The organism is Citrobacter sp. Cf088 (assembly GCF_030334295.1).
Taxonomy (GTDB): Bacteria; Pseudomonadota; Gammaproteobacteria; order Enterobacterales; family Enterobacteriaceae; genus Citrobacter; species Citrobacter freundii.
In genome coordinates, this window is record NZ_JAOWEE010000043.1 from 21,264 (window position 1) to 35,037 (window position 13,774).

Annotated in this window: 16 protein-coding genes; 3 read left to right on the plus strand and 13 right to left on the minus strand. The window is 51.2% G+C overall.

All coding sequences use genetic code 11. The features are described 5' to 3' along the window. Positions 1 to 23 precede the first annotated feature (23 nt). The 10 genes from hypA to yghX form a co-directional block, all read right to left on the minus strand. Positions 24 to 365 (minus strand): hydrogenase maturation nickel metallochaperone HypA, encoded by a 342-nt coding sequence (hypA, locus tag OGV71_RS07885; protein WP_003024462.1) that lies wholly within the window; start codon positions 363 to 365, stop codon positions 24 to 26. Beyond that, positions 358 to 846, minus strand: a complete 489-nt coding sequence (hybE, locus tag OGV71_RS07890) for a hydrogenase-2 assembly chaperone (RefSeq protein WP_003024465.1) — start codon at positions 844 to 846, stop codon at positions 358 to 360. Before hybE ends, hypA begins: the two co-directional genes overlap by 8 nt. Then, a complete protein-coding gene (locus OGV71_RS07895) occupies positions 839 to 1,333 on the minus strand; it encodes a HyaD/HybD family hydrogenase maturation endopeptidase (protein WP_204583279.1) in 495 nt (164 codons plus the stop codon). The genes hybE and OGV71_RS07895 overlap by 8 nt, the downstream gene beginning before the upstream one ends. Beyond that, complete coding sequence (hybC, locus tag OGV71_RS07900; RefSeq protein WP_003024476.1) at positions 1,333 to 3,036, minus strand: hydrogenase 2 large subunit; 1,704 nt, start codon at positions 3,034 to 3,036, stop codon at positions 1,333 to 1,335. Before hybC ends, OGV71_RS07895 begins: the two co-directional genes overlap by 1 nt. Next, positions 3,033 to 4,211 carry a Ni/Fe-hydrogenase cytochrome b subunit gene (hybB, locus tag OGV71_RS07905; RefSeq protein ID WP_003024479.1) on the minus strand — a complete coding sequence of 393 codons (1,179 nt, stop codon included), beginning with the start codon at positions 4,209 to 4,211 and terminating at the stop codon, positions 3,033 to 3,035. The genes hybC and hybB overlap by 4 nt, the downstream gene beginning before the upstream one ends. Then, entirely contained in the window at positions 4,201 to 5,187 is a 987-nt protein-coding gene (gene hybA, locus OGV71_RS07910) for a hydrogenase 2 operon protein HybA (protein ID WP_003828357.1), read from the minus strand. Before hybA ends, hybB begins: the two co-directional genes overlap by 11 nt. A gap of 2 nt (positions 5,188 to 5,189) precedes the next feature. Continuing rightward, a complete protein-coding gene (hybO, locus tag OGV71_RS07915) occupies positions 5,190 to 6,308 on the minus strand; it encodes a hydrogenase 2 small subunit (RefSeq protein WP_003024486.1) in 1,119 nt (372 codons plus the stop codon). 190 nt (positions 6,309 to 6,498) lie between these two features. Continuing rightward, entirely contained in the window at positions 6,499 to 6,786 is a 288-nt protein-coding gene (locus OGV71_RS07920) for a DUF2623 family protein (RefSeq protein ID WP_003024490.1), read from the minus strand. 84 nt (positions 6,787 to 6,870) lie between these two features. After that, a complete protein-coding gene (locus OGV71_RS07925) occupies positions 6,871 to 8,511 on the minus strand; it encodes a methyl-accepting chemotaxis protein (RefSeq protein ID WP_003024493.1) in 1,641 nt (546 codons plus the stop codon). A gap of 215 nt (positions 8,512 to 8,726) precedes the next feature. Next, positions 8,727 to 9,614 (minus strand): YghX family hydrolase, encoded by an 888-nt coding sequence (yghX, locus tag OGV71_RS07930; protein WP_071696285.1) that lies wholly within the window; start codon positions 9,612 to 9,614, stop codon positions 8,727 to 8,729. Between the two features lie 155 nt (positions 9,615 to 9,769). Here yghX and OGV71_RS07935 point away from each other — a divergent pair, with 155 nt between their 5' ends. Then, the gene (locus OGV71_RS07935) at positions 9,770 to 10,810 is read left to right on the plus strand and encodes an aldo/keto reductase (protein WP_204583278.1); all 1,041 of its coding nucleotides are present in this window, start codon (positions 9,770 to 9,772) and stop codon (positions 10,808 to 10,810) included. 70 nt (positions 10,811 to 10,880) lie between these two features. Here the strand turns inward: OGV71_RS07935 and OGV71_RS07940 are convergent, their stop codons facing one another. After that, positions 10,881 to 11,384 carry an ESA_00282 family adhesion-associated protein gene (locus OGV71_RS07940; RefSeq protein ID WP_003024499.1) on the minus strand — a complete coding sequence of 168 codons (504 nt, stop codon included), beginning with the start codon at positions 11,382 to 11,384 and terminating at the stop codon, positions 10,881 to 10,883. Between the two features lie 104 nt (positions 11,385 to 11,488). Here OGV71_RS07940 and OGV71_RS07945 point away from each other — a divergent pair, with 104 nt between their 5' ends. Both OGV71_RS07945 and OGV71_RS07950 read left to right on the plus strand, forming a co-directional pair. Beyond that, the gene (locus OGV71_RS07945) at positions 11,489 to 11,893 is read left to right on the plus strand and encodes a hypothetical protein (protein WP_003024501.1); all 405 of its coding nucleotides are present in this window, start codon (positions 11,489 to 11,491) and stop codon (positions 11,891 to 11,893) included. 1 nt (position 11,894) lies between these two features. Beyond that, the gene (locus OGV71_RS07950) at positions 11,895 to 12,302 is read left to right on the plus strand and encodes a hypothetical protein (RefSeq protein ID WP_003838178.1); all 408 of its coding nucleotides are present in this window, start codon (positions 11,895 to 11,897) and stop codon (positions 12,300 to 12,302) included. Between the two features lie 77 nt (positions 12,303 to 12,379). Here the strand turns inward: OGV71_RS07950 and exbD are convergent, their stop codons facing one another. Both exbD and exbB read right to left on the minus strand, forming a co-directional pair. Beyond that, positions 12,380 to 12,805: a TonB system transport protein ExbD gene (exbD, locus tag OGV71_RS07955; protein ID WP_003024505.1), complete on the minus strand. Its 426-nt coding sequence runs from the start codon at positions 12,803 to 12,805 to the stop codon at positions 12,380 to 12,382. Positions 12,806 to 12,811: 6 nt separating this feature from the next. Next, on the minus strand, positions 12,812 to 13,546 hold the full coding sequence (exbB, locus tag OGV71_RS07960) for a tol-pal system-associated acyl-CoA thioesterase (protein WP_003024507.1): 735 nt from the start codon (positions 13,544 to 13,546) through the stop codon (positions 12,812 to 12,814). Between the last annotated feature and the right edge of the window lie 228 nt (positions 13,547 to 13,774).

Sequence of the window (13,774 nt, forward strand, 5' to 3'; positions counted from 1 at the left end):
TCCGCCCCATAGCAACCTATGGGTTATTCGACTTCAATACTTTTCACTTTCAGTGAATCGCCCGCATCAACTCGCAGACGATCCCCCTGGCAATGTGGACACTGCGCATCATGCTGGGTGATTTCCACAACCTGACTGCAATCCCAGCACCATGCCTGGGCTGGCTTGTAATCAATATGCAGCTCACACCCTTGCGCCAGCGTCCCCTGACAGACGATGTCGAAACTGAAACGCACGGCGCTCTCTTCAACGCAGGAGAGCGCCCCGATTTCCAGCCAAACGCCGGTTACACGTTTGACACCGTGCTGCTCTGCCTGCTGTTGAACAATCTCAACCGCGCTCTGACAAAGGGACAGCTCATGCATTTTCGCAGTTCCGACGACCCAGCAGCAGCGCGCGGCGATTGAGCTGCGGCGCATTTGGATCGCTCACCGGCAGCGATAACAGCATTCGCGCACAATCGTCAGTCAGGCGCACTCCTTCTTGCGCAGACATGCTGTGCGAAAGCGGCGACATCAGTGAACAGGAAAGGTATTGTGATACGCCCTCCAGTTCACCAACGGTAAAGGTCATCTCGCCATACGGCAGACGCAGCCCGATTTTTTCGCTGACTTTACGTACCGGCCAGACCTGGTCTGGTCCAGGGAAAATCAGTGCGCTGAGCATCCAGGGTGTGATAACACACCCCGTCCACTGCCCTTCAAACAGCGTAAAATCAGAGACATATACCGGCATGTTCGGATGCAGAAAAGAGAGATCGTGCATCGAACGCCGGGCAACCTCTTCAAACGCTGCCTGAATCTGCATCTTCGGGGCCGTCTGAAAACCGACAAACTCCTCAGACATGAGCCGCCTCCCGAGGGATCACTTCAACACCTGATTCGCGAAGCGCGGCAAGAACCTGCTCAAGCGCAGGTTCAATCATCGCTTCGACCGTTGGCGTTAGCCCGATATGCGGCTCCAGTGATTCCGGAATAATGCCGACTAACGTCAGCTTTTTCGGAAACTCGCCGGTGAAACGCAGGGCCGACAAAACGTCGGCCAGGCCAAGCTGGTGCGGTGAGATTTTGTTGGTAAACAGCGCCGGGATCTCTTCATCCCGCAGGACCATCATCGTTCCTGGCGTGTTTTTCTTCGACACAATGGCATCAGCAATGATCAGATGATCTCTGTTCGCCATATCGCCGAGAAGCTCCATCCCAGCCGTACCACCGTCCAGAACATCAACAAAGTCTGGCAGGATGTACCGTTGCTCTAATGCCTCAACGATACGTACCCCGATGGCTTCGTCGGTCAGCAAAATATTGCCGACCCCTAAGACTAATATCCGCATTACAGAACCTTAACTGAGACCACTTCGTTCCCGTCAACGTCCACCACATGCACCGCACATGACATACAAGGGTCGAAGGAGTGAATGGTACGAACCACTTCCAGCGGTTTGTTTGGATCGGCAATCGGCGTACCTACCAGCGAGCGCTCATACGGTCCCACTTCATCATTAAAGTTACGTGGGCCAGAGTTCCAGGTTGACGGTACAACCGCCTGGTAGTTGCTGATAATGCCATCTTTAATCACCATCCAGTGAGACAGCATACCGCGCGGCGCTTCGAGGAAACCAACACCTTTGAATTCGCCCGTTGCCGGAATATCCGGTTTCACGAAGGTGGTGTGGTCGCCTTTACCGATGTTCACGATCAGCGCGTTGTACTGATCCTGCAGAACGTTCTGCAGTTCACAGCAGTGAACGGTACGGCCAATAATACGACCCAGCGTAGAGTGCAGCTGAGACACTTCGATAGTTTTACCGGTCAGCTTGGTGTAAATCGCGATGATTTCATTCAGCTTGGCATGAGTAGACTCGCGTTTGGCCGCCAGTTTACACAGCATGTTGGCCAGCGGACCCACTTCAACCGTTTTACCATAGAAGGTCGGTGCTTTAACCCACGAGTACTTGCCGTCATCTGACCAACCGGTGTAATCAGGAACCGTTGTGCCTTCCCACGGAGCCTGCGGCGCTTCGTCTTTGTACCACGCGTGTTTCGCACTCTCCTGAATCCCTTTGATCAGGTACTCATCGGAGTGAGAGGTGATCGGACGATAGGTCGACAGATCTTCATTAGTAATGTAACCACCCGGGAACAGGAAGCTGCCGTTTTTACCGTCAGTCGGGAATTCCGGCGCGCTCAGGTAGTTAACCGCGCCCTGACCACGTTCCAGCCATTCAGGGTAGAACGCAGCAATGACCGCGGTATCAACCTTGTAAACCTGCTCAACGAAGTCGCTCAGCTTATCAATGAAAGACTTGATGTACATCAGGCGTTCAAGGTTCAGCACGCCAAGACCGTCGAGGTTAATCGGGTTAGCAACCCCACCTACCGCCAGGTTCTGGATGTGCGGCGTTTTACCGCCCAACAGCGCCACAACGCGGTTGGCATCACGCTGGCATTCCAGCGCCTGGAGATAGTGAGCGACCGCAATCAGGTTCACTTCCGGCGGCAACTGCATTGCCGGGTGACCCCAGCAACCGTTAGCAAAAATGCCTAACTGACCGCTGGCAACAAGATCTTTGATCTTGTTCTGAACCTTGGTGAACTCTTCTGCGCTGTTCAGGTGCCAGGAGGACACGCCGTTCAGCATGGCAGATGCTTTCGCTGGGTCAGCTTTCAGGGCAGAGGTGATATCCACCCAGTCCAGCGCAGACAGCTGATAGAAGTGAACAATGTGGTCATGCGTGGTGTGCGCGGCCAGAATGATGTTACGGATATACTGTGCGTTCACCGGAACATCAATATTCAGCGCACTTTCTGCTGCACGAACGGAAGAGATAGCGTGAGTGGTCGTACAAACGCCACAGATACGCTGCACAATCATCCAGGCATCGCGCGGATCGCGGTTTTTCACGATCTCTTCCATGCCGCGCCACATGGTACCGGAAGCCCATGCTTTAGATACCACGCCATTTTCGATTTCGCAGTCGATGCGTAAATGACCCTCAATACGGGTTACCGGATCAATAGTAATTCTCTGGCTCATGCTTTGCTCGCCTCATGACGATTTTGATCGTTTTGTTTTAAAGGAGGAAGTATCGGCAGTAGACGAATGAGTACGATGTATGCACAAATCTCAATAGCCACAAAACCAATAGAAATCAACAGTTCTTCCCAGGTCGGGAAGTAGTGGTAGCCACCACCAGGATTGAACGCCACCAGCGAATAGGACAGACGCCATGTTGCACAACCCAGCAATGCGCTCAGCGCAGACAGATACAGCATGCGCGAGTCATTACGCAGCTTAGTGACGCGCAGCACCACCAGCGGGAAGACCATCAGCACGACCTCAAGCCAGAACATGGCTGAGTAGAAATCGCCTGCAAACGCATACGACAGCTTGTCGCGATAGATCAGTTCGCCAAAGCGCAGAACCACGAAAATCGCCAGCAGCACGCTGATGGTGTTCGTCAGCTTGATGAACAAACTTTTCTCGTCCGGACCGTTACCTTTCAGCCCCGCTTGTACCAGTGAGCCTTCAAAGATGACGATCGAGAAGCCCATAATAAAGGCGGTTAATACCGAGAAAAGCGGCAACATTTCATAAGCTTGCCAAAGCGGATGCACCTTATAACCCGCAGAAATCATCAATGACCCCATTGAAGACTGGTGCATGGTTGGCAGCAGCGCGCCGAGGGCAATAACAAAGAACATCACTTTATTCAAACGCTTGAGAGAAACTTTCCACCCCAGACGTTCAAACAGAGCCGGAGCAAATTCCAGCGCCATGATGCCGATATAGATGGTCATACAGACCGCCGTTTCGAACAGTACCGAATTCACGTTGAAGTGGCCCGGAATGTAGAAATACGGCAGGTTCCAGTAACGACCGACGTCGATGGTGATTGACAGACCACCCAGCGAGTAGCCAAACAGGCTCGCCAACAGCGCCGGACGTACCAGCGGATGGTATTGTCCTCTGTTGAAAACATACACCGCCCAAGCCAGCGCCCAACCGCCGCACGCAAAGCCAGTACCAATCAACAGGTCAAACGCGATCCATACACCCCATGGGAAACCGCCGTTCAGATCGGAGACTGAGCCCAGTCCGAAGACCAGACGTTTCACGATCAGGAGCATACACAGGACGATAAGCGGCCCAAAAATAATGACCGGTTTGCTGATTATTTTTCCGCCCAGCGGTTTAGGATCATGACTCATGATCGTCTCCTCCATCGTGATGGTCGTTTTTCGTGTTACGACGAACCAGCACGGTTAAGCCCGCCAGCGCAGCCAGGGGTAATATCATGCCCTTGTACAGGGAATGTTGAACATGTTCGGAACGCGCACCAGTTGAAAGATCATCCAGCTTCGGCAGATCCAAATCCTCGTAAGGAACACCCGTCAGCACCATAACCTGCGTACCACCACCTTCTTTCTCACCGTACAGGTGTGGGTAGTACTTCGGTACCGTATGCAGATAGGTATCGCCTGCTTTCACCGTTTGACGCGGATAGTGGTATTCGCTGCCAGGCTTCAGCGCGAGACGTTTTTTCGCCTCAGCCATCAGCTCTTCACGGGTACCAAAAATCACCGCACCGGCTGGGCACACTTCAACACAACCCGGCAAACCGCCTTTGTCCAGACGCTCAACGCCTTTCTGGTTACACAGTTCACATTTGTGAAGCGCACCAAACGGGTTGTTGTAGTCGTACTTAGGCACGTTGTACGGGCAGGCGACCATGCAGTAACGACAGCCCGTGCAGACGTCTTTGTCATAATGGACGATGCCGGTTTTCGGATCTTTCTTCAGCGCGGAGACCGGGCAAACGGAAACGCAGTTCGGATCAACACAGTGCATGCACTGTTTCTTGATGTATGCGTAGCCATTTTCTTCCTGGTCTTTGTTCACGCCTGTTCCGCTACGCCACACCTGGATGATGTTATTGGTATACGGAGACAGTTTGTCGTTGTTCGACCAGGTTTGCTCGCCTTCCGGGTTACGGGCCGGGAAGTTGATATCCTGACACTTGGTGACACAGGCCTGGCAGCCTACGCACAGCGTCGAGTCATAGAGCATCCCAAGAGAACCCGGGATCGGCGGACGGTTTTCTGCAGCCGCATGACTGATGGACGGCGCTGCGCCCAACAGCAATGCCCCGCTGGAGGCTGCTTTAATAAAGTTACGTCTGTTCACGGTTATTCTCCCCGTGAGTCAGCGTTATCTTTCTTTTGCTGACGCCCCAGTTCACGTACCGCCATCACGCTGACGCCGGCAACCAGTCCTACTACGCCACCCAGCAGTCCAATCGCTCCGGCAGATACATTACCGCCTTCTTTCATATTGACGTCAGGCTTCTCGGAACGCGGCGTTTGGTTTTCCACATGAGCAAGCTGGTGAATACCTTTATGGAAACCGACGCCTTCTTCGTTACAGCCGTAGCAAGGGTGACCAATAGCCACCGGCCACACGCCGCCAACGTCGCAGAATTGCAGCGTTGAACAGTTGCCGTAGGTTTCTGGCCCTTTACAGCCCAGATGGTAGAGGCACCAACCTTCACGGTGGCCTTCATCGCCAAACTCTTTCGCAAAACGACCAGCATCGAAGTGCGGGCGACGTTCGCAGTGCTCGTGAATCAAACGGCCATAGGCGAATGTCGGACGGTTTTTGGTATCCAGCTTCGGCGGCTTACCGTAAGTGATGATATGGGCGACCGTTGCGAGGAAGTTATGCGGGTTCGGCGGACAGCCGGGGATGTTGATGATGGTTTTGCCTGGCAGAACTTCTTGCAGGCCGACGGCACCCGTTGGGTTAACGCCAGCGGCAGCAACACCACCCCACGCGGCGCAAGAGCCGATGGCAATGATAGCGGCTGCGCCTTCTGCGGCCCGGCGGATGTGATCCACGATCGGCTCACCGGCAACCATGCAGTAAATGCCATTATCTTTCAGTGGGATAGAACCATCCACTACCAGAACATATTGCCCTTTGTACTTCTCCAGAGCGTTATGTTTGTTCTCTTCAACCTGATGGCCGAAGGCGGCAGAGAGCACCTCATGGTATTCCAGAGAGATTGTCTCCAGAACGAGGTTTTCCACTGTAGGGTGTGTCGCGCGAAGCAGCGATTCAGTACAACCCGTACACTCCTGAGCACCAATCCAGATAACCGGTGGGCGCTGAGGACGAGAAACTGATTCGGCCATTTCTGCGGCGGCTTTGCTACTGAGCCCCATGGTAGCGGCCAGTGCTGCACAAAGCTTCATGAAATCACGGCGATTAATGCCGCTCGAATTGATGAGAGAGTTATCTCCAGTCATTTTATAGTTATTCCGTTGCGAAGACCTGGCTTTTTATTTTGCACCATTCGCATGTTGCATATTGCGATCGGCGCGCCATTTACCACACTTTTTATATGGTTATGTGCGATATATTACTTCGACGGAGCAACAAAACGAAGGTGTTGGTCAATAGTGTAATTAATTAAAGCAACGGAATACCCCTTTCGGATCAAGCTTCGAGCCGATAGCCAGCCATGAAAAACCGAATTGTCGTACTGGACTGGTTCTCTTTAAAGAAATCCATCACCATCTCTTTATCCAGGCCATAGCGGCGCGTGAGGATGCCCGCCTCCCACGCACTAAGCTGTCGATCGCCCGTTTTTTCAAACATGCGATGTGAAAATCCCAACACAAAACCACGCTTATAATCCGCACAAAAATTCGCCACTGAGCGTGCGCTGTCCGCACTTGAGGCGTTTAATCCGGCCATCAGGCCTTTTCCAAAATGGTTGTCCATGCATAACCTCCAATCTCTATATAATAAATTATATAGCGATTTTTTGAGCAAAGACCAGAGGTATCACGAACTTTTTATGCCAGCTTAAAAGGACACCCATTCATCCGTTTTAGCTGCCGCAGACGTTTTGCTGTCTGCTGAAGGGGAAGCAGTATTAGCAGCGGCGTATTGCACATCATTCGCTGAGAGGCGGAACTGTTGCACCGAGCGTTGCAGTTCCTCTGTTTGTCGTTCCAACGCCACGGCAGCGGCGGAGACTTGCTCTACCAATGCAGCGTTCTGTTGCGTTACGCTGTCCATCTGCGTGATCGCCACGCTCACCTGCGAGATGCCCTTATTCTGTTCTTCCGAGGCTGAGGCAATTTGCTTCATTATGACCGTCACTTCGGTGGCACCGCGCAGAATTGCCTCCATGGTTAATCCCGTTTCTTTAACCAGACGAGCCCCCTGATCGACACGACGAGATGACTCGCCAATCAGCGTCTCAATCTCTTTCGCCGCCCCAGCGCTGCGACTGGCAAGGTTGCGTACTTCACCGGCAACGACGGCAAAACCGCGCCCCTGCTCGCCTGCCCTGGCAGCTTCAACTGCGGCGTTCAGCGCCAGAATATTGGTCTGGAAAGCAATGCTATTAATAACTGACGTGATTTCCGCGATCTGTTTAGAGCTGGCGGCAATGCCGTCCATCGTCTCAACCACTTCTGAAACCAGCGTGCTGCCTTTACCTGCCGTTTCTGTAGCCGTATCGGCAAGCTGGCTGGCTTCACGCGCATTTTCAGCGTTCAGTTTTACCGTTGCGGTCAGTTGCTCCATGCTGGCAGCGGTCTCTTCCAGCGCCGCGGCCTGCTCTTCAGTACGTGAGGAGAGATCGTTATTACCGGTGGAAATTTCCGTCGCCCCTCGCCAGATGTTGTCACTACCTGAACGGATGGTACTGACGGCTTCGCGCAGGCTGTCCTGCATCGCGCACAGTAACGGCACCAGTTGGCCCACACAGTTACGACCAAAATCTTCAATGGGATGGCTGAGATCGCCCTGCGCAATCTGCTGGAACTGCTGACGGATGCGTCCCAGAGGTTTCACCATCATGGCGACGAGGTAACGGTCGGTAAAGAACAGTAGGGCAATACCGAGGATAACGGCAGTAATAATTAACGTCCGGATGATAGACGTTTTGCCATCGACCATCACGCGGGTGGTATCAAGCCGCTCTCCTGCCGTGGCGTTAAAACGTTCGGCACTGGCGCCAAATTCACGGCTCAGCGCTGGCGTTATGGTACTGGCATGTTCCGCAAAGGCCGTGAGCGTGCCCTGCTTTGCCAACTGCATTTGCGGGATCACGCCATTGTCCAGCAGCGCCTGCCACTTCGTCAGTACCGCCGCGGCAACTTCCGGATCCATGGGGCCTGGAGACAATGTTTTCATCTCCTGGAGTTTTTTACTCATATTCTCCAGGGACTGCTGCGCCGGCGCAAAATCAGGCGTTCCGCCGCTCATTTTGACATCCATGGCGCGACTTAAGCGCGTTACGAAGCGAAAGTACTGATCGTTACCCTGACTGAGAACCGTCATCTGATGGACAAGATGGCGGTCAATATCATTGCCTTCAGATATTTTTGATAACGAATGAAGACTGAATAAACCCACGCCCGACCAGAGCAGGCAGAAAAGTCCCAGTATTGCCAACATGACAATACGAATAGTGAAGTTTTTCAGCAAACGCATAATAATTTCCTTGCCGTTGATGAGGAATTCGCCATCAGGCGATACTTATCCTTGTTATCGGCAGGCAGTAGAGAAGATATAATGCGTTCTTTATTTTTTTACTTTCTTAAGTACATCCACTATCTCTCCGCCCTATATCAATATGAATGCTAATGAAATTAGGTAGCATTATTATTCAGGTAATTAATTAAAAGCATTAAATAATCTATTGTTTTCTATCGCAAATATTTGTCAAACCACGCAAGAGTACGTTCCCAGGCTAAATCAGCGGTAGCTTTATCATAACGGGGGGTAGAATCATTGTGAAAGCCATGATTAACACCGGGGTAGATATATGCTTCATAGACTTTCTTATTCGCCTTTAGCGCCGCTTCATATGCAGGCCATCCCTCATTAATTCGGGTATCTAATTGCGCATAGTGCAGTAATAAAGGCGCGCTTATTTTAGGGACATCTGATGCAGGAACCTGACGCCCATAAAAAGGCACCGCACAGGCCAGTTCAGGGAAAGCCACAGCTGCGGCATTCGACACACCACCACCATAGCAAAATCCGGTGATACCTACCTTTCCTGTCGTCCCTGAATAATGCTGCATAAATTCAATGGCGGCAAAAAAGTCGTTCATTAACTTTACGGGGTTAACCTGCTGCTGCAATTCCCGACCTTTATCATCATTGCCTGGATATCCCCCTACCGAACTTAACCCATCAGGCGCGAGTGCCATAAAGCCCGCCTTCGCCACCCGTCGCGCCACATCTTCAATATACGGATTCAGCCCACGATTCTCATGCACAACCACCACCGCCGGAACTTTCCGCGTCACCTTCGTTGGTTTAACCAAATACCCCCGCACATCACCATGTCCTTCAGGCGAGGGATAGGTAATATATTCCGCCAGAATATCGGGATCGGTAAATTCTACCTGCGTTGCGAGAGCGTAGTTGGGTTTCAATAAATTGAATAAGGCCAATGCCGTCATGCCACCCACTGCATATTTCGCTGCCATATTGAGAAACTCGCGTTTCGTTATTTTGCCATGAGCGTAATAGTCATAGTAGTCGAGCAGTTCTTGCGGAAAATCTTTGGCAGTCAAACGCGGCATCGTCGCACTCCTGATTGATGTTTTTTTAAGCAAAGCACAGTGACCTGTTTTTGCCCAGTTTTTCATCTCAGTGTGACCTGGTGAACGGGATATTCACCGTGAACCCGCTAGAATAGAAACGTTGTTTCGAAATTTACCTGCACTAAGGAGATCTCATGGCCTGGTTTGCCAATCCTGAACGTTACGAGCAGATGCTCTATCGCTACTGTGGGCACAGCGGTTTGCGCTTACCCGCGCTATCGCTGGGTTTATGGCACAGTTTTGGGCACGTTCAGGCGCTGGATTCACAGCGAGCCCTATTGCGTAAAGCATTTGATTTAGGCATCACGCATTTTGATTTAGCCAATAACTATGGGCCGCCACCAGGCAGCGCAGAAGAGAATTTTGGCCGATTACTGCGCGAGGATTTTGCACACTATCGCGATGAACTGATTATCTCCACCAAGGCAGGCTATGACATGTGGCCAGGGCCATACGGTTCTGGCGGTTCGCGCAAATACCTGCTCGCCAGCCTCGATCAGAGCCTGAAACGCATGGGCCTCGACTATGTCGATATCTTCTACTCGCACCGCGTCGACGAAAATACGCCAATGGAAGAGACCGCCTCAGCCCTGGCCCACGCCGTACAGAGCGGCAAAGCGCTGTATGTCGGCATCTCATCCTATTCGCCAGAGCGTACGCAAAAAATGGCCGAGCTGATGCGGGAATGGAAAATTCCCCTGCTGATCCACCAGCCGTCTTACAACCTGCTTAACCGCTGGGTAGACAGCAGCGGCCTGCTGGATACGCTGGAATCCAATGGCATGGGCTGCATCGCCTTTACGCCACTGGCTCAGGGACTACTGACGGGGAAATACCTCAACGGCATTCCGGAAGGTTCACGCATGCAGCGTGAAGGGAAAAAAGTTCGTGGGCTGACGGAAAATATGCTGACGGAAGAGAATCTTAACAGCCTGCGGTTGCTCAATGAGATGGCGCAACAGCGTGGACAGTCGATGGCACAAATGGCCTTAAGCTGGCTGCTAAAAGACAACCGGGTGACTTCGGTATTAATTGGCGCCAGTCGACCGGAGCAACTGGAGGAAAACGTTCAGGCGTTGGCGAACCTGACGTTCAGCACCGAAGAACTGGCGCAGATCGATAAGCACGTCGCGGACGGTAAGCTGAACCTGTGGCAGGCCTCATCTGACAAATAGCCGTATGTAACATCGTGCCGGGTGGCAGCGTTAGCCTCCCCGGCACGTAATACGGGCCAAACAGTCCCCTTCACACCTCTTCCGCTTTGATCTCCGGGCGTTGATACTCCGGCCACACCAGCGCGACAAGCGCGGGATAAGCCTCCAGACTGAACTCCCTAAAACACTGACGCAGGTTGAGCACGTCCAGGTCGGCATGCGGGACCTTCTCACCGCTCAAACAGCGCTTTTTAATATTGTCGTAATATTTATACACCGCAGAGTTGAGATCGCTACAACGCCGCTGCGCATCAAATAATCCAGGTGTCTCATTCAACTCCACCATTGTCATCCGCTTGATCGTGGAGTGGATAAAATCGATATATTCGTGATTAACGCGCCAATACCAGACCGGCGTAATCGAATTCATCAATACCGAGAAATGGTCCTCGCCTTCTTCTTTACTCAGCATTTCCGGCTGGTTTTCAGAGTGCCCATTTTCGGCATGTCGGTTTTTATTTGCACTGCGCATTAACAAAAGTACCCCGCAGGTCAGCAATAGCAGGGTAATAACAGAATAAAATATACTGTTCATATACTGGCTCCATTTTTTTTGATTTTAAAATTACGCCATGCTATTGTCAACGCGGCCTGGTTTATTTAAAACAACATATCATTGGCATCAAAGGATATTTCAACATGCTTCCCGAGCATCTTGTTCCCTCGCACTTTCACTTATCCAGCCCCGCTACCAATACCAATCCCGTAGATAATAGTGAAAATTTGACTCAGGGAAAGAGAACATTAAGCGATTACGAATCCGATATTTTGATTAGCTCAACAGCTACCGGTCAGTCACGAAATATGCTATTTGAAGAGTGCGATCGTCATTTAAAAGAGCGTCTGTTTCGTGCAGCAAAAATTGAGTCATTCTCTCGCCTGCTCAATTCACTACAAGCAGAAGGCGATATTAACGCACAAGAATTAAGTAAAATTTTGACTCAAAAAACAGCCATCATAAATGAACAGGGCAACAAAATTTGGCTTAATTTAATTACGCGTGAAACCAGCGACCCTATTTTTTATTCTCTGGAAGAGAAATAAAATGAAAGATGTTGAGGATAACAATGTTTATTTGGCTTTAGATAACCATAAAAGCGATGAGTTTGTCTTAAAGCAAAATTTAGCCGTGTTGATTGCCAATAAAAACGCGACGCTGGAAAGCGTTGCTCAGGAGATAGTCTCTATTCCCGCTGCACTGGTGCGGATGAAATGGCAAAATCGGCGTGAAATTTACACGCTACAGGCTAAAGAAGAGATCTACGGTGCCGCGATCGAAGCCATTATGGAGCAGCAACCAGAACTGCGGGACAAAATCATGGCCCGACTGGAAAGCACCTACCAGCATATACTCGCGCGGGAAACAGCCACCTTACGCCTGACACGAAAGCTGTCTGAAGGGAACTACGAACCCACCAGGATAACCACGGTCGCGTTAGACGAGAACAGATAAGAACAGGTATGCGAGAGAGTTGAATCAGGAGAGGCACGCCGAGTAAGGCGACAACCATTACCCGGCAATGAGGAGGATTACTTCGCTTTCACAGTCTCTTCGCCAACCAGACCAATCTTCAGGAAGCCCGCCTGATGCAGCGTATCCATAACCTTCATCATGGTTTCATAATCAACGGTTTTATCTGCCCGGAAGAAAATGGTGGTGTCTTTCTTCCCATCTGTCAGTGCATTTAACTCGCTAATCATGGTGTCATCCGTCACCTGATTGTTGCCAATAAACATACTTTTATCGGCTTTAACAGACAGGTAAACCGGTTTTTCCGGACGCGGCTGCGGCGTGCTAGTGGAGGCAGGAAGATTCACTTTCACATCCACCGTTGCCAACGGTGCGGCCACCATAAAAATGATCAATAAAACCAACATAACGTCGATAAACGGCGTCACGTTGATTTCATGCATTTCACCGTTATCATCCAGGTTTTCATTAAAGCTCATTGCCATGGAACATTATCCTACACGTAATTTCTGCGCTGCACGTACCGGATGCGCGGATGCGCTTGCGTTCAGGTCCAGATCGCGACTTTGCAGTAACAGCACCTGTGCCGCGACGTCACCCAGCATCGCTTTATAGCTGCCAATCTGACGTGCGAAAATGTTGTAGATAACAACCGCTGGAATTGCTGCGACCAGACCAATTGCGGTCGCTAACAGCGCTTCTGCGATACCCGGCGCAACAACGGCCAGGTTGGTCGTTTGAGTTTGTGCAATCCCGATGAAGCTATTCATGATGCCCCATACGGTACCGAACAGACCGACGAATGGAGAGATAGCCCCGATGGTGGCCAGGTATCCGTTACCACGCCCCATATGACGACCTACTGCCGCGACGCGACGCTCCAGACGGAAGCCGGTACGCTCTTTAATGCCTTCGTTATCGTCACTGCCTTCTGACAGTTCCAGCTCGTTTTGCGCTTCGTTAATCAACTGTGCGCCCAGGCTTTTGCCATCGAATCCTGCGGCAATCTCACTTGCCTGATCTAAAGAGCGGGCTTCCGCCAGCAGTTGCTGTTCACGCTTAAGGCGGCGTTTCTGAGTAAAGAACTCAAGGCTCTTACTAAAGAAGATAGCCCAGGTGACCACTGACGCCAAAATCAGCCCAATCATCACGCACTTAACCACGATATCGGCGTGCTGATACATACCCCAGACGGAAAGATCCGTCTGCATCAAATTATTACCCACTCTGTATCTCCAGGACGCAAATCACAAAATCTGAGCGTAATGATATCAAAACGACGTCGAATTGATAGTCGTTCTCATTACTATTTACATATTGCCGCACCTTTGGTTTCTTTTCCTTGCGCTTACGCAGTAAAAAAGTCACCAGAAGCATTTTGAGATTATTTTCTACTGTATAACCGTTCTGCAGGATGCGTCATCTTTGATTCATGGTAGTTTAGACATCCAGAC

Excerpts from the sequence above, each read along its gene's own strand:
- hypA (WP_003024462.1), bottom strand. The coding sequence starts at position 365 with ATGCATGAGCTGTCCCTTTGTCAGAGCGCGGTTGAGATTGTTCAACAG.
- hybB (WP_003024479.1), bottom strand. The coding sequence starts at position 4,211 with ATGAGTCATGATCCTAAACCGCTGGGCGGAAAAATAATCAGCAAACCG.
- exbD (WP_003024505.1), bottom strand. The coding sequence starts at position 12,805 with ATGGCAATGAGCTTTAATGAAAACCTGGATGATAACGGTGAAATGCAT.
- hybE (WP_003024465.1), bottom strand. The coding sequence starts at position 846 with ATGTCTGAGGAGTTTGTCGGTTTTCAGACGGCCCCGAAGATGCAGATT.
- OGV71_RS07895 (WP_204583279.1), bottom strand. The coding sequence starts at position 1,333 with ATGCGGATATTAGTCTTAGGGGTCGGCAATATTTTGCTGACCGACGAA.
- OGV71_RS07920 (WP_003024490.1), bottom strand. The coding sequence starts at position 6,786 with ATGGACAACCATTTTGGAAAAGGCCTGATGGCCGGATTAAACGCCTCA.
- OGV71_RS07950 (WP_003838178.1), top strand. The coding sequence starts at position 11,895 with ATGAAAGATGTTGAGGATAACAATGTTTATTTGGCTTTAGATAACCAT.
- yghX (WP_071696285.1), bottom strand. The coding sequence starts at position 9,614 with ATGCCGCGTTTGACTGCCAAAGATTTTCCGCAAGAACTGCTCGACTAC.
- OGV71_RS07925 (WP_003024493.1), bottom strand. The coding sequence starts at position 8,511 with ATGCGTTTGCTGAAAAACTTCACTATTCGTATTGTCATGTTGGCAATA.
- hybO (WP_003024486.1), bottom strand. The coding sequence starts at position 6,308 with ATGACTGGAGATAACTCTCTCATCAATTCGAGCGGCATTAATCGCCGT.
- OGV71_RS07940 (WP_003024499.1), bottom strand. The coding sequence starts at position 11,384 with ATGAACAGTATATTTTATTCTGTTATTACCCTGCTATTGCTGACCTGC.
- OGV71_RS07945 (WP_003024501.1), top strand. The coding sequence starts at position 11,489 with ATGCTTCCCGAGCATCTTGTTCCCTCGCACTTTCACTTATCCAGCCCC.
- OGV71_RS07935 (WP_204583278.1), top strand. The coding sequence starts at position 9,770 with ATGGCCTGGTTTGCCAATCCTGAACGTTACGAGCAGATGCTCTATCGC.
- hybC (WP_003024476.1), bottom strand. The coding sequence starts at position 3,036 with ATGAGCCAGAGAATTACTATTGATCCGGTAACCCGTATTGAGGGTCAT.